The 15,627-nt window shown below is 68.6% G+C and carries 6 protein-coding genes and 2 pseudogenes; 5 read left to right on the forward strand and 3 right to left on the reverse strand.

The features are described from left to right. Positions 1 to 128: 128 nt before the first annotated feature. Positions 129 to 572 (reverse strand): annotated as a pseudogene (locus tag ACF1BH_RS05670) (hypothetical protein); the annotation flags it as partial. 41 nt (positions 573 to 613) lie between these two features. Here ACF1BH_RS05670 and ACF1BH_RS05675 point away from each other — a divergent pair. Together ACF1BH_RS05675 and ACF1BH_RS05680 are read left to right on the forward strand one after the other, a co-directional pair. Next, positions 614 to 1,469 (forward strand): annotated as a pseudogene (locus ACF1BH_RS05675) (Scr1 family TA system antitoxin-like transcriptional regulator). Continuing rightward, positions 1,466 to 1,666: a DUF397 domain-containing protein gene (locus ACF1BH_RS05680; RefSeq protein ID WP_391641128.1), complete on the forward strand. Its 201-nt coding sequence runs from the start codon at positions 1,466 to 1,468 to the stop codon at positions 1,664 to 1,666. The pseudogene ACF1BH_RS05675 and the gene ACF1BH_RS05680 overlap by 4 nt, the downstream one beginning before the upstream one ends. 33 nt (positions 1,667 to 1,699) lie before the next feature. Here ACF1BH_RS05680 and pglX read toward each other — a convergent pair whose 3' ends face one another. Further along, on the reverse strand, positions 1,700 to 5,362 hold the full coding sequence (gene pglX, locus ACF1BH_RS05685) for a BREX-2 system adenine-specific DNA-methyltransferase PglX (RefSeq protein WP_391641129.1): 3,663 nt from the start codon (positions 5,360 to 5,362) through the stop codon (positions 1,700 to 1,702). Between the two features lie 73 nt (positions 5,363 to 5,435). Next, entirely contained in the window at positions 5,436 to 10,097 is a 4,662-nt protein-coding gene (gene pglW, locus ACF1BH_RS05690) for a BREX system serine/threonine kinase PglW (protein WP_391641130.1), read from the reverse strand. Between the two features lie 625 nt (positions 10,098 to 10,722). Here pglW and ACF1BH_RS05695 point away from each other — a divergent pair. From ACF1BH_RS05695 to ACF1BH_RS05705, 3 genes are all read left to right on the forward strand, one after another. Beyond that, positions 10,723 to 11,343, forward strand: coding sequence for a restriction endonuclease (locus tag ACF1BH_RS05695; RefSeq protein WP_391641131.1), 621 nt, complete (start codon positions 10,723 to 10,725; stop codon positions 11,341 to 11,343). A 64-nt stretch (positions 11,344 to 11,407) separates the two neighbouring features. After that, positions 11,408 to 11,806 (forward strand): hypothetical protein, encoded by a 399-nt coding sequence (locus tag ACF1BH_RS05700; RefSeq protein ID WP_391641132.1) that lies wholly within the window; start codon positions 11,408 to 11,410, stop codon positions 11,804 to 11,806. Further along, positions 11,803 to 15,492: an AAA domain-containing protein gene (locus ACF1BH_RS05705; protein WP_391641133.1), complete on the forward strand. Its 3,690-nt coding sequence runs from the start codon at positions 11,803 to 11,805 to the stop codon at positions 15,490 to 15,492. The genes ACF1BH_RS05700 and ACF1BH_RS05705 overlap by 4 nt, the downstream gene beginning before the upstream one ends. Positions 15,493 to 15,627: the final 135 nt, after the last annotated feature.

Consider the following 15,627-nt stretch of genomic DNA (forward strand, 5'->3'; position numbering starts at 1 on the left):
TTTGCTCGGGTCCGGGTGGCCGGTCGGCCCGGTCTGCCCCCATACGGTCTTGCCGGGCCGGTGCGGTTTTCGACGCCCCAGTCGTCGGCGACGGCCGCCACGAGGGCGAGTCCCCGGCCGCCGTCGGCGTCCGCGTCGGCCATGGCGACCGTCGTGGGGTCGGGGCGTCGTGGGTGGGTGTCGGACACTTCCACGCGTACGACCGCGGTCGTACGCACGTGCTTATGGAGGAGGCGTAGCTCGAAGTTCCGTCCCGGTACGCGGTCGTGGCGGGCGGCATTGGCCGCGAGATCGGCGACGAGGAGGGCGACGGTGTCGGAGAGCGGGCTGCCGGGCGGGCTGCCCCAGCCGTCGAGCCGGGCCACGGCGGCCCGGCGGGCGAGGCTCGCACTGAGTCGGGTGGCAGGGAAGGCGTGCGTGAACTCGCTGATGGTCTGGGGTGGTTGGATCTGTGATGCCTTCATACGCCCAGCCTTCCGGCGGTGCCTGCCGTGCCGACAGGAACGGCACCCATACAGATCCATCTGTACTGGCTCAGGCCCTGGACTGGGCGGGTAACTCCCCGTAACCATGGGCAGGTTGACCGACGCGGGGCACGGAAAGCGGGGCGGCGGTGACGGCGGACCAGGGCGGCAGCAGTACGACGGCGGGTGGTGAACCCGAACTGTCCGCCAGCCTTCAAGACGTTCGGGGCCGTCTTGAAGGCGCTGAGGGAGACTGACGGCCTAACCCATGAGGAGTTCGCACCGCGTGTGCGCTACTCGGCGGCGTACGTCGCGAAGATCGAGCAGGGCAAGCGGTTCCCTCCGGAGAACCTTCCGGACCGGACGGCCGAAGTGCTGGGGCCCGTCGCGGGCAAGGTCCTCGCGGCAGCGGCGAAGAGCCTGCGGAGGAAGGCCGGGCTGGCGTCCTGGTTCCTGCAATGGGCGGGGATCGAGGAGGAGGCAATCACGCTGTACGCGTATGAATGCCGGGTGATTCCGGGGTTGTTGCAGCCGGAGGGATATATCCGCGCAGTGTTCGGCGGCAGGCTCCCGCCTGTCACTGAGGAGCAGCTGGAACGCGAGGTTGCCGCTCGGCTGGACCGTCAGCAACTCCTCACCCAGCGGCCGAACACCGCCTTCAGCTTTGTCATCGAACAAACGCTCCTTGAACGCCGCTTGGGAGGAGTCGAGGACACTCGCAACGTCGTCGACCATCTACTCGACGTTGGAAGTCAACGCAACGTGGAGATCCAGGTGATGCCGCTTCGGCAGGAGGATCACACCGGCATCGACGGTCAGATGTACTTGGCCGAGCGGCCTGGCCACCAGTGGATCGGCTACGTCGAAGGCCAGCGCTCCAGCAGCCTGATCGCCGCTCCGAACGACGTAAGCGTTCTCTTTCAACGCTATGGCAGGCTGCGTTCCCAGGCCCTGGCTTGCCGGGCTACGGTGAGCTTGCTGGAACAGATGCCAGGAGCGCTATGAGCACCACGGAAGACCTGGACTGGTTCAAGAGCAGCTACAGCGGAAGCGAAGGCGACAACTGCATCGAGGTCGCGCTGGACGCCGAAGCGGTCCGCGTCCGGGACTCCAAGGACCTTGGCCGCGACTCGTTTGCTGTCGCCTCCGGTGCCTGGGCGGCTTTCACCGCGCACGTTCGGGTTCCTGACTGTCTTCTGTGAGGCGGCGGATCAGCCGCCTCACAGACGCACTGCTCAGTCGGACTCTGCGGGGGCCGCCGTCTTCTTCTTCGGGGCGGCGGCCTTCTTCGCGCGAGTGGCGGGAGCGGGTCGCCAGGCGCGCAACGTGTCGTCGGTCAGGCCGAGTTCGCCCTGCTTCTGCTGGCGGAAGGCGAGGATCTCGGCGGCGGGGGAGGCGCCGAACTCGGCGTCGTACTCGCCGTACCACTGGTCCAGCCAGGGCTGGAGCTCAAGGAGCCCGGCCAAGAACGGCACGATCTCCTCGCTGCCGAGACCGGTGGTCTGGATGTACGAGGCGAGCGCAAGCGACTGCTCCAGGTGGTCCCAGCCGGCCCACCCGTACAGCTCGGGCGACTGCGCGTTCACCGTGCCGTACGAGACGAACCGCTCCTTGGGCACGTCGAGCTTGCCGCGGGCGCGCCAGTAGCTGGGCTTGAGGAAGTCCGCGGACGTGTACTTCGGCGGTACGGGCGTCCGCTCCCGGATCTTCCGCTTGGCAGGCTCGTCCGGCGCGGCGTCCTCCTCGCGCTGGAGATCCCAGACGTGCTCCCAGTCGGCCCGCTTCTTGAGCGCGGCGGGCTTGTACCGGAGGGCCGAAACGAACGGGACGTGCTCCTCGGAGAGTAGGTCGCGGACGGTCTTGGCGAGGTCCTGTCGGGGCGCGTAGAGGTCGGCGACGGAGGTGAAGTCCTCGTCGGCAGAGAGGGCTTCGGTGAGGCGGGCGAGGGTGGTGACGGTGGGGTTGCCGTTCGCGTCGAACCAGTACGAGCGGTCCTCGATGCGGTCCAGCAACCAGGACTTCAGCGCCTTCTGCCGCATCGAGTCCCAGCCCTCGGTGGCCCAGCGCCGCTTGTACTCGGGGCGCTCGATCATGCCGATGGCACGGTTCGACTCGATGACGTCGATGCGCTTCTGGACGAGGGCGCGGTAGTCGTCGGGCCAGCGGGACGGGATCTCGGTGATGGGGGTGGAGCCGTGCCGCTTGAACCATTCGCCGCTTGCCTCGCCGGCTTTGACCCGGCGGGCGAGCACGATCTCGAAGGCGCGCTGGCCGAGGGCGAGTTCGGGGACGGCGGAGGAGTCGGGCAGGCGGAGATCCTCGGAGTGCAGGTTGTAGAGGGAGTAGACCTGCCAGTCGAGTTCTTCCTGGAGGGCGATCATGCGGGCGCGGGTAGAGGCGTAGCGGGTTTCGGCGTCGCGGAGGGCGGGGGCGGTGGGGGTGGCTTCGGCTGCGAGGGCGGCGGGGGTTGTGGTGAAGAGCTGTTGGGCCAGCGTGTTGAGAGTGGTGGAAAGAGCAGTGGGATCCTCAACAGGAAGTGGGAATTCCTGGAGCTTGGTTCCCGTAAATTCGTAGAAACGCTCCCAGTCGTCGCTGGTGAATCCGCCGCCTTCGCCGCGAATCCCCTTGTCATGACTCACCATCTTGAGCCAGAACCCGGCCGTGGAGCTGTTGAGCAGCCCCAGCAGTTGTACATGCTCTTCGTCCGTTGCTCCTTCTGGGAGGACCAGTACCGGTGCGCTACGGATGAAAACACGAGGCTCTCGGTTTAGGGAAAAATGGTTGTGAGTGGAAACGAAAGCGAATCCAATCGTTGCGGCCGGAGAGTATCGGCGGCGAAAGAACATGGAGTACTCGAACCAGCGAAGGCCGCGTTCAATTTGAGTTTTCCCGAAAGCCACTCGATCGACCAGGTACCTTCGCATTGGCCACAGGAAACGAATTACCTCCTCGGAGGCATCCGCTTCCAGGTTTGCTTCTTCGTAGGGCCACAAGGAGAGTTCGGCCCCGTCGATGAGGTAGTCACGAACAGCGACGCCATCGACCAGCTCACGCGCATGCGCCTCGGTGATATTGGCGCGCCGCAAGGCTCCAGCTCCGACCATGTAGGCGTCGTCCTCACGTGTGACGGCGCCTGCGCCAATCTCTTCGACTACCGACTTCAGCTTGGTTGCGGAGGCCGCATTCAGCGTCGCTACCATCTCAAGACCGCCGTCAGCCAGGATCCACGGATGCTTTCCGAAATGCTGACCTCGCTCCAGGTCGTCCGCTGAAACCCACTGCCCGACACTTCCTGGCTGGTCGATCTGGTCCTCGATCGCACGCCAGACCAGTCCCTCTTCCGGGTTTTCTGGTGCCGATGGCTCCCCCTGTACGCTCCGCACGGTTCGTATCGAGGACTGCCGATTTGAGCCCCCCATCGGCCGCCCCACCAGGATCACCGTCGGCGTCCCATGCCCCGGGATGTATGCCCCCGACGTATCAATGACCTCGGTCAACTCGACCTTGTGAGCGAAGAACTCCTCGATCAGCTTCGTTCCGAACTCTCGCTTCATGAAGGAGTTCGCCGTGATCTGGCCGACCATGCCGTAGCCGCGCCCGTCTCCCCCGCCCCGCTTGGCGAGCTCGAAGAACCTCTGCGCGAACGGCACGGACAGCGCATACGTCCCCGCGCAAGCGTCGTACAGCTCCCGATATAGCTGGTTGAGCTTCTTGTCCTTGACGGTGATGTACGGCGGGTTCCCCACCACCGCGTGGTACCGCCCCTGTTGCAGAATCCCCGGATACTCCTGCACGTCCTCCGTCGCGTACGAGAACTCCGCCAGCGGATCGCCAGCCGCGCCCTCCTCCCCGAGCCCCAGCTGCAACTCCAACTGCCGGTCCTTGATCAGCGAGTCGCCCACCGCCAGCTGGATCGGCCACTCGTACTCTCGCGCCGCCGCAAACGTCCGCATCCCGCTCGCCGCCATCGCCGCAACGAGCAGCCGGAACCGCGCCACCGCCACCGCGAACGGGTTCAGGTCCACCCCGTGCACCGACTCCAGCGCCGCCCGCACCCGCTCGTACGCCCCGACTTCCGGCCGCTCCTCGCCCCACATCCGCACCAGCCGCCGGAATGCCCCCAGCACAAAGTGCCCCGACCCACAGGTCGGGTCGATCATCTTCAGCTCTTCGAAGCCGAACTCCCGCACCGCTGGCGTCATCGTCCGGTCGAGGATGAACTCCTCCACGAACTCCGGGGTTTGGAGCAGCGCGTACGTCTTACGCGCCGCCTCGCTCAGGTCCTGGTACAGGTCGCCCAGGAACCGGGTGTCCCACCCCTTCGTGCCGTCCTCGCTCAGCGGGTCGGTGAAGTCGTGAACCAGCACCGACGTGCTGCCGGAGCCGTCCTCCGCCTCCGCAGCCTTCTGCTCCCGCCAGAACGCAAGGAGCGCTCCCGCCCCGTCGTGCGACAGCGGAATCTGGTACAGCGGATTGTGGTCCCGGTCGAACAGCAGCCGCCCCGCCTGCCCCGCGCCCAACTCCGCGAACGCCGTCTCCAGCCACCCGCGATACGTCGGATCGGCGTCCTTCGCCATGTACTCCTCGTACCGCGCCTGGGCGACCTCGCGCCCCGCCACGTCCGGTGCCGTGATGTACGGCTCCGCGATCAGCCGGTTGTCCTCGCTGAACCGGACGAAGACCGTGCCGAGCACCCACGCCACCGCGACCTGCGTGACCCGCTCCCCGAGCCAGCTGTTCCAGGTCGCCGCCGTCCGCCCCAGCTTCTTCGCCTGGTCGTACTCGCCGCGCAGCCGCACCCCGACCTCGGGAACGGCCTTGACCTGCGCGTCCAGGTCGGTCTCTGCCGCCTTGACCTGCTTCTGCAGGTCGCTGAGGAGGCTCTTGCGGTCGATCACGAACAACTCCCGAAGTTGTGACTAAAAGGCGAGAAGAGAAGAGAGGAGAGAAGGGGCGACGATCCGCCGTGCGTCAGGCGGCATCCGGCGCGAGATGTTTCCGCGCCACCCACGCGTCCGGCACGACGATCCACTCGTCGAACCCGGCCTGGTACGGAACGCTCTGCCCGGCCAGCCTCGGCGCGCGCGCCGGGTCGGACTGGGCGACGAGCAGCCACAGCGGGCTGCCGCCCTGCCGGGACTCTTCCGCGAGCCGGCCCAAGAGGTCGAACGCGTCGTAGCGGGCGAGCGCCGCCGTGTCGGTGAGGAGCAGCGGACCATCGCCCTCCGCCAGACGCTCGCGGAGGAGCGGCTCGACGCGCCCCCACGCCTTGTCCGTACGAACCCGCAACTGCTGGTGAGGCCGCGTGCCAGCCTCGGCGGCATCCGCCTTGAGGACGGTTTCCCAGGTCGGCCGAGCCGCCTCGGCGATTACGCCGCGCAGCTCGGCCAGGAACAGCCCGGTCAGCGATACGACTGCTGCCCCGTAGGGCTCGCCGGCCAGCCGTCGTACCGCCGTCTCCGCACCCTGGTGGGGCACGGTCAGGACCCGGAACCCGTCCTGCCCCGCCGAGTGCACGAGCCGCTGCTCGGCCTTCACTGCCGCAGCGACTGCCGCGTCCGCGTCGTACTGAGTCGGCGCGGACCGCCGCGCAGCTGAGGCCGCGACGCCCCAGCTCGCGGACGTCAGGCCGCTGGTGAACTCCCCTGCGGGCCGATCCGGGACGAGCCGGAGGGTCTTGTCGTAGCGGGTCGCCAGCTTCAGCTCGAAACCGGCCTGCTTCAGCAACCGCACCAGCGCGCTGCCGACCGGCAGTTCGCGCGGGACGAGGGGATCGTCGCCCAGGTCGGGGAAGCGGGTCGCGACCCGCTTGTGCAGGGCGTCGACGGTGAGCCCCGGCTGGCGCTCCTCCTCAACACCCGGCTGCACAGCGACCACACCGGCCTGCGTGATCCGCAGTGCACGTACGAGATCCAGATCGCGTGGATAGATCTCCAGGCGGGGCGTGAGCGCGGCCCCCGGGGAAGCCGCGACCGCAATCTCGGCCGTCCGCCGCTCGTCCCAGCCGAGCGCCCCCGGCGGCTGCCGCACCGCGGCCAGCTTGGTGAGTACCGTACTCGCCGTCGGCAGGGACTCCAGGCCCGCCAGCTCGTCCGCCTGCGCACCCAGCTTGAGCGCGTACTCCCGGAGGGCCGGCAGGGTCGGGGTGTCGGCCCCGTCGTCACTGTCCTCTCCGTCGCGGACGTCGATGACGATCAGTCCGAGCACCGGGTCGGCGCCCTTGGGCAGCCGGGCGTGGAAGTAGCGGAACCGCGGCGGCGTCTCCTCGTACTGCTCCCGGAACTGCTCCCGCTCCACCACTGCACGCAGCAGCGACAGCGCCAGCGCACGCCGGTCCCGACGCTTCGCGACCTTGCTGCCCCGCTGGGCGAGCAGCGCATCGGCGAGTTCGAGCACCGGCACGACCCGGCCGCGCTCGGCGACCAGGTCGATCAGTTCGTCGCTCAGGAGCTTCAGCGCGGGATCGTTGTACCAGCGCTCGCGCGATTTCTTCACGATCTGCGGGATGCGGCCCACCGTGAGGTCAAGGGCCTTGGCGACGTCCGTCTGCCGTACCCAGGGAAGGCCCCCGGGCAGCTCGCCCCGCTCGTTGGGAAGCCGGAGCAGCAGCCGGACGGCCTCGCGCTCCTTCGCGTTGGAACGGGCGCTGCCGCCCGACGGACGCGGCACCAGTCGGGACGCAAGGGCGTCCAGACTCAGCCAGCGCAGCACCTCCGGCCCGGTGTCGCCGCCCGCCGCGACCGATTCGGCGACCGCCTTCTCCAGCTCGGTGACCTCCTCGCGGGCGGCCTTGAGCGCCTCCTTGCTCATCGGCGCCGGTGTCTTGCCGAGTCGCAGGTTCCACTGCTTCTGCCGGTTCTGGATCTCCGTGCGGGTCCGTGCGCCCATGCCCGGCGCGGTCAGGAACTTCCGCACCGAGTAGTCGAGCACGTCCCCCACGGTGTTCAGGCCCAGGTCGAACAGCTGGGACTGCGCTGCGAGTGTCAGGCCCGCCACCGACAGCGGGGTGGAACGGTCGGCCCGCTCCGCCTGCTCGTCGCGGATCTCCTCGGCCGAGGCGTCGTCGTCGCCCTGGCCGATCTGCGGCGCAGCACTTTCTACCGCCACCACCTTGTTGCCGTGCCCGGAGCTCGGCGCTGTCGTCCGCTGGGCGTCAAGGAAGATCGCGTTCCAGGCGCGCTCCATCGGCTTCAGGTCTGAGAAGCGGTTCTTCACGTCCCGGGCCAGGGCCTTGCGGAAGAAGGCCACCAGGCCGTCCCGTACCGGGTCGTCGAAGGCGTCGGCGGCCAGCTGCGGGTACGGCCACTCCTTCGGATCGGTCTGCCGGGGCGTGACCGAGCCGTCGCCCCAGCGGGGCAGCTCGCGGGACGCCATCTCGTGCAGTGTGACAGCCAGCGCGTACCGCTCGGCGTGGCCGTCGTACGAACCGCGCGTGATGATTCCGACGAAGGGGTCGAGATAGCCCTCGGTACCCGCCTCGATCTCCTTCGCGGGATAACCGGCGAGCGAGAAGTCGATCATCACGAGCTGGCGGGTGCCATTGGGACGGATCCGAATCGCGATGTTGTCCGGCTTCAGGTCCCTGTGCCAGATGCCCTCCGCCTCCAGGTGCTCCACCGCGCCGAAGAGGTATTTTCCGTACGTCTCCAGCTGGTCCATACGGAGGCGGCCGTAGTCCCGCAGCTGACGGGCGACGGTGTCCTCGCGTCTGCGTGCGGCCTTGCCCGTACTCTCCGTGTCCAGTGCGCGGCTGTCGCCCACGTACTCCAGGGCGAGCATCCTGCGGCCCGCGAGGGTCAGCGGCTCCCGCTCGTACAGCGCGATGATGCTGGAATCCCGGTGGATCCGGCCCAGGACATCGGCCTCCCGGTCGAGCACCACGTGCTTCGCCTCGCTGAGCGCGACCTTGAGCACCGCTACCGGCAGGCTGCCGCTGCGGCGGGGCTCACCGGCCAGGTCACGGACGAGGAACGCCCGCGACGTCGAGCCCGTACCGAGACGGCGCACGATCTCCCAGCGCCCGGCGAACACATCACCGGGCACGGCTTCCAGCGGATCCTTCTCCGGCTCGGTCTGTTCTCCACCGGCCTCCGGGGCCGGAGAAGCGCCGACAGTCGGCTCTCCACCCGTGGTGTCCTGCTCTGCGAACGCCTCCTCGACGAATTCCAGCATCTCCAGGAAGTCGTCGATCGTGGAGAGGCGGCGGTTCGGCTCGTACGCGGTGGATGCCTCCACCAGGTCGTCGATGTCGGGGTTGAGACCGTCCACCAGCGCGCTCGGGGCGAGCGTCTCGCCCGCCTCCAGACGGGACAGGACCTCACTCTGGGTCGCACCCGGCGCCTGCCCGGTGACGAGCAGATACGTGAGAACGCCGAGTCCGTACACATCGAGCCGGACCGGGTCCGCCTTGGGGATCCGCAGCTCGGGGGCCAGATACGGGTCGGCCTGCTGGGAGACGTGCAGACCGGACACATGGGAGGTGGCCAGCGTCAGCGGCTTGCCCCGGCTGGCGCTGTGCCCGGAGGCGATCTGCCAGTCTGCGATCTGCAGCCGGGGACTCAGCCAGCGCTGCTCCTCGCCCAGTTCGCGTCCGCGCGGACCGCGGTTACGCGGGATCACGTGCACCGCGTGCGCCGACAGCATGCGGTGGTGGAGCCGGTTGGAGTGCGCGGAACGGAGCGTCTCGGCGAGCTGGCGGACCAGCGCGAGACGGCCGGGCAGGCTGAGGCGCTCGCCGTGCTCCACCAGGTAGTCGTCGAGTCTGAGGGTCTCCGGGTGGTAGTCGAAGAGAATCGTCGGGCCTGCGGGATGCCCCGACGGCAGGTAGCTCTTCAGCTGGACGACGCCCGGGTGCCGGAACCGGCTGAGTACCGTGGCCTCACGCGCGGCGGCCTTCTCCACCGAGGCGCGCTCGGTGTCCGAAGCGCCCCGCTCGCTGAGGAAGACCCGCACCCGCGCCAGATCGTGCAACTGGGTGTGACGCCCCAGGTAGTCGGCCCAGGTCGGACCGGAGTCGAACGACTTCGTCTCCAGGAGATACGACCCCACCTCGTGCTGACGGCGGACGGACGCGATGCCGAGCTGCTTGAGGGCCGCGTCGACTTGGCGCGAGACCCCGGCGGTCATCTGCCCCCGGGCATCTTCCGGCGGAACGGCGAGCATTTCGACCAGCTGCCTGATCTTGAAGACGCCATTCAGGTCGGCGCCCGCCAGGTTCACCCGGAACCTGTCGTCGGTGAAGCAGACCGCCTCACCCACCCAGATCCTCGGCCGCCCGGGGCCACGCCCCACGACGTCCCCGATCAGGCCCGCCAGCTCCTTGGCCTTCTGATTGGTCAGGTGCAGCGGATTGCCGTGCCGGCGCTGGGTGCCGCCGGGTGTCGTCTGCACCCAGCTGTTACCGCCGCCGCTCACCGACCCGTGCCAGTCCTTCAGCTCGACCAGGAACACACCGGCCGGCGCGGTGACCATGAGGTCGATCTCGCGGACGTGCCCGCTGTTCGCCGTGAAGGTGAAGTTCGACCAGGCACGCCAAGGCTCCTCGTTCGGCAGGAGCCTGCGGATCGCCTCAAGGCCGCGGCGCTCGTGCTCGAACTCGGACTCGGTGACCGTCGTCCACCGGCCATCCTCCATGTGGCTCCTGCCCCGTCTCAGCTCATGTACGTGTCATGCGCGTGTCCGCCGGTCGCATTCCTGCCGGTGCGGCTCAGGCAGCCCGGCTGAATTCCCTGGAAGAAATCCTAGACGGTGACACTGACACCAAGCGGTCCAGAAGTGACAGCGGCCATACAACGGCAGGCCAGAGGGCTGGAGGGGGCGCCGGCCGGACTGTCGGACGGCGCGGGACGGCGGAGGTGAGGGGCGTGGGCGAGAGGCCGGAACGCGGGCCCTGCGGTTCGTCCGAAGACGTACTGGTCGGAACGCGCGACTCTCCGATACGTATAAGAGATTGAGCGGGGATCGGGGGAGCAGTGCTGCTTGTCGTGGGGTTACTGGGCATAGGCGGATGCGTGCTGGTGTCCCGTTGCGGTGGACCGACGCAGTACCACCGGCCCTGCCGCCGCAGGCGAAAAGGGCTGTTCGCCCGTTGCCAGGATCACGGCTTCACCCTTGTCACGGTCACCGACCTGGCGGGACTCGCACTGTTCGGCCTGGCCTTCGGAGTGTGGACGCTCTTCGGGGCAGCCGGCTGATGCGGCGCAGCCGCAGCCAAGGAGGGTGGGCCGCGATTCCCTGGTGGGCATGGGGGCTGGGAGGCATGGCAGGGCTCATCGGGCTGTGGCAGGTGGCCCAGCAGTGGCCGGTGTGGACCGGGTTCGGGCTGGCTTCCGCAGCTGTCGGGCTGGCACTGAAGCCGGGGCGATCGGCCTTGATGGCGCGGGCCGGCCGCTCGGCGCTTGCCGCAGGGCCCGTGCGCTATTCGCTGGCCCATCTCGATTCCCTGGACCCCACGGCGTTCGAACTGGCGGTCTGCTCCCTGCTGCGCAGGGACGGACTGGCTGCGCAGCATGTCGGCCGAGCCGGGGACAAGGGAGCCGACGTACTGGTCGTCGACGGGTCCCGACGACGAGTGGTCGTGCAGTGCAAGCGGCTGCGACCGGATCGAAGGGTCGGAGACCAGGACGTCCAGCGGGTCAATGGAACCTACCGCCACGACCACGGTGCCGAATTCGCTGTGATCGTCACCACCGGAGGGTTCACGACAGCAGCGAGAGCCAGTGGCCCGCGCTACGGGATCCATCTGGTCGACCGAGACGCGCTGGAGCGGTGGGCCGACCTGGGGGAGCCGTTGTACCGGATCCTCCGGATTCCCGATGAGCGGGCGTGGAGCGGGAAACGAGGCCCCGGATCTTGGCGTGCAAGAAAGTCGCTAGGGTGACATCCCGTCAGCGAGCATCACAACTCACCTTATATGCAGGTGAGTTGACGACCCGAGGGGGAGTATGACAGGCCAGATCGAGTCCGTACGGATTCAGGTGTCCGGGGCGGACCCGCGTCACGCGGAACTGGAGGCGCGAGAACTCCGCGACGTTCTGCGCCGGTTGGACGACACCGAGGTGCGCTTCGCCCCACCGGAACCAGCACACGACGTGGAGGGCTCGAAGGGGCCCGCGCTGCTGACCCCCGAGGTCGTGCTCGTTCTCACGGGAGGATCCTTCACGCTGGCCGGGACCGCCATCAAGGCGTGGGTCGCAGTCCGCAAGAGCCGCAAGGTGCGCGTCCTGCACCCGGACGGCACGGTCACGGAGTTCCAGGGCGGCGTCTCCGGGCGTGAGATCCGGAAGCTGCGGGACGGTGGCAATAACGGCAGTTCGGGCCCAGGCCCCGGAGCCGGGCGGTGAGCAGAAAACATGCCCTGCTCGTGGGCACCGCCACCCACCAGGACGTGAGCTACCCCGCCCTGCCTTCGGTGCGCGCGGACATCCACTTCCTGGGCCAGGTACTGGAGATGCCCGCCGTCGGAGGGTACGAGAAGTGCTCCCGGGTCGAGGACTCGCCGAAAGCGGCGATCAAGCAGGCCATCGAGGGGTTCCTGAGCGCGCGGGAACCCGATGAACTGGTGGTGGTCTACCTCAGCGGTCACGGGGCGTACGACCGCGAGGACGGTCAGCTGTACTTCGTCACGACGGACACCGAGGCCGGGCGGGAGCGGCAGACAGCCCTCGAAGCAGCCTTTGTCATTGACCAGGTGGAGAAGTGCGCGGCACGCCGCAAGGTGCTGCTGCTCGACTGCTGTTTCAGCGGCAGCGCGGTGCAGGGCTTCCGCAGCAAGGGGGAACCCGCGACGGCCGCCAAGTTGGTGGTCGAAGCCGGAGGAGTACACGTCATCACCGCCTCCCAGCACTGGGAGAAGGCGTTCACCACGGATGCCGACCAGCCTTCGCAGTTCACCCGGGCGATCGTCGAAGGCCTGCATTCGGGACGAGCGGACCTGGACGGCGACGGGCAGATCTCCGCGAACGACCTGTTCCGCCACATCAGCCGGGACCTGCGAAAAGCACCGGACGGCCGTCGGCAGACGCCGACCCAGTCCACCCTGTCCGTGACCGGCGACATTTATCTCGCCCGCGCCGCCACCGGCCGCCAGATCCCCGCACTCAAGCCACTGCCCGCCGGGCTCACCGCAGTGACCGACGCCGCGGGGGACAAGTCGCCGGCACCGGTCGAGCCCACCGAGGCGGCACACGACGACTCCGCCTTCACCGAGACCGAATGGGCCCGGCTGCTGTCCTATTACCAGCAATGCCTGGAGGTGGAGGGCCGCACCGGCGAACTGCTGCCGCTGGCGGGCAGCGATCCGCCGCGAACGGTCTGGCCGGCCGGGGAGGAAGTCCTTCTCTCCGGCACGGAATCCAGTGTGCAGGCACCACAGCGCGTCGTGGACCTCGCCGAGCAGGCGCAGAAAGACGGCGCCGACCTCTGGTACGGGTACCCCGTCGCCGTGCTGTACGACGGCACACGACAGGTGTGCGCACCGCTCGCCATGCGCCGGATCGAAGTCGAACGTGGACCACAGGGGCGCAGCGTCGTCACGCCTTCCGGACCGATCGTCCTGCACCCCGAACTCGTCCTGAACCGGCTGGGTAAGGACGAAGGCCGGGAACTGCTCGCCGCCTACCAGCCCAACTGGCGGCCGGGATTCCGCGAGGACATGATCCGCGACCTGCGCAGCCTGCTGCAGGAACTCGGGCTGCCCGACACTGAACACCTCGATCCCGGGGCCCTCGGCGACGGCAGCTCGCTGCGCGCGGCACATGAGGGCGCACGCAACGTGGCGGTCGTCTACGCGACCCGGTCGGACAGCGCGGCCACAGCGCAGCTGATGAAGGACTACATGACGCTGCAGCGGAGCATCGGGCAGTTCCCGGACACGGCACTCGGAGCGTTCACCGCACAGGGCGAAATGGATCCGAGCGCCGAACAGGACGTACAGATCGTCGCGCCACTGGAACTCAACGAAGGACAGGAAGCCGTCATCCGGGCCGCCATGGTCCGCAGGCTCACGGTCGCCACCGGACCACCCGGCACAGGCAAGAGCCAGCTCATCGTCAACACGGTCGCCACCGCCAGGGCGGCCGGACAGACCGTGCTCGTCGCCTCCACCAACAACAAGGCGGTGGACGAGGTATGGCAGCGGTGCGAGGAACTCGCCCCGGGGCTTCTCGTGCGGACAGGCGCGCAGTCGGTCGTCGACAAGGAGGTGAGCACACTGGAGGAACTCACCCGCAGCGTCCGGCCCCGGCAGTCCTCCCAGACGGACCGGGGCGAACTGCGGAATCATCTCCGGACACAGGAGTCGCTGCGGCATCGGCTCGCAGAGATCGCCCGCCGGGAGCGGGACCTCGCCGACCTCGGCCGGCTGCGTTCCGCCTACGCGGAGAAGCACCACCAGGACACCCTGGCACTCGCCACCGCGCTGGGCGATGACGTCTCCCTGGGACGGTGGCTGCGCCGGGCCCGTACGGCCGCCCGTCTCGGAATCTTCGGGGGATGGCTGCGCGGCCGGTGCGTGCGCAGGCTCGATCCTGTGCCGGTCCAGGTCGCGGACCGTCAGGACTTCGCCGAACTGCTGATGTTCGCCGAAGCGGAAGCCGACTGGCGGCGGATGCGCACCGCAGCCGAAGCGACGCCCGACGACGCCCAGCTCCACGCCACGCTCCAGGATGCCGACCGGCGAATCCGCGAGGCCGCGACAGCATTGCTGCAGTCGTCGGTGGCGGAGCAGGCGATGACTGCCCGCGCTGCCATCCACGAGCGCATCGAGGCTGTGCGGGCCCGATCACCGAGGCAGTGGTCGACCCTGGACCGCATCCTGCCGCAGGTCCCGGGCTGGGCCGTCACCGCGCGGTCCGCACGGCGGTTCCGGGACCGGGCCGCCCTCTTCGACCTGGTCATCGTGGACGAAGCCAGTCAGTGCTCCGCACCGGATGTGCTGCCGCTGCTCTTCCGCGCCCGGCGCGCCCTGGTGATCGGCGACCCCATGCAGCTGCAGCACATCACCACACTGCAGCCACGCCAGGAGGCGGAGGCGCACCGGGGAGCAGGACTGCGGGCGAGCTGGCTCGACGAGCACCGGCTCGAGCACCGCCGCTACTCCTCCTTCCATGCGGCTGCCCATGCGGCAGGGGAGACGCTGCTGCTCGACGAGCACTTCCGCTGCCACCCGGACATCGTCGGCATCGTGAACCGGCACTGCTACGGCGGCCGGCTGACCGTCCTCACCGACCCCCGGTCGCTGCGGCGCATCGATGGAGTCGACGCCGTGCAGTGGCTCGACGTGAAGGGAACAGCGCGCAGGGGCCACAACGGGTCGTGGCTGAACCAGGACGAGGCCGACCGCGTTCATCTCTCGGTGGAGCGCCTGCTCAAGCGGCTTCCGCACGGTTCGACCGTAGGTGTCGTCACCCCTTTCCGGGCCCAGAAGGACCTGATTGCCGGCCGCTGGCAGCACGAACCACGGGTCAGGGTCGGGACGGTGCACACCTTCCAGGGAGGACAGCAGGATGTGATCCTCCTGTCCCTCGTCGCGTCCGACCGGATGCGTCCGAGCGCGGTCAACTGGCTCTCCCGCGAGATCAACCTCTGGAACGTGGCCATTACACGGGCCCGTTCGCATCTCATCGTGTTCGGCGACCGCGACTTCTGGTTGGTCCGGCCCGGCATGCCGCACGCACTCCTCGACGCGGCAGAGGCCAAGGACGGCTTCCCTTCGCTCGGCGTTCACCCGGAACATTCCGACGAAGACGTCGGCGACCGGCTGCAGTACCTGCTGACGGACGAGATTCCGGGAGTCCTGATCGACCGCAATGCCACGTTGGACGGCTATCCCTACGACTTCGACGTCCGCCGCAGCTCAAAGAGCGTTCGGATCCGACTCGACCACGGTGCGTCCACCGGCGCAGAGGCCGCACGTCACCTGAGACTCACACTCGGCCGAACGGCCTTGCTGCCCAACGGTGTGCGGATCCCTGCCTGGCAGGTGTGGGACGGGCGGACGGAACGGGTGGTGGGCCGGCTCGACAACTGAAATGTGCAGGGAGGGGCCGGCAGGGCTGCAGAACGGACCGGGACGACCGGGAAGCGCCATACGTCTGCGACAGCCGACGCCTGTCCCTATCATCGGACCAGGGGATCTCGGTCTCCCGGCCCGCCCGCCGGAGAC

It is taken from the genome of Streptomyces sp. NPDC014733 (assembly GCF_043083385.1).
Lineage (GTDB): Bacteria > Actinomycetota > Actinomycetes > Streptomycetales > Streptomycetaceae > Streptomyces.

What these genes read in the sequence shown, in the direction of transcription:
- ACF1BH_RS05680 (WP_391641128.1), top strand. Translation starts at nt 1,466, where the DNA reads ATGAGCACCACGGAAGACCTGGACTGGTTCAAGAGCAGCTACAGCGGA.
- pglW (WP_391641130.1), bottom strand. Translation starts at nt 10,097, where the DNA reads ATGGAGGATGGCCGGTGGACGACGGTCACCGAGTCCGAGTTCGAGCAC.
- ACF1BH_RS05695 (WP_391641131.1), top strand. Translation starts at nt 10,723, where the DNA reads ATGGCAGGGCTCATCGGGCTGTGGCAGGTGGCCCAGCAGTGGCCGGTG.
- ACF1BH_RS05700 (WP_391641132.1), top strand. Translation starts at nt 11,408, where the DNA reads ATGACAGGCCAGATCGAGTCCGTACGGATTCAGGTGTCCGGGGCGGAC.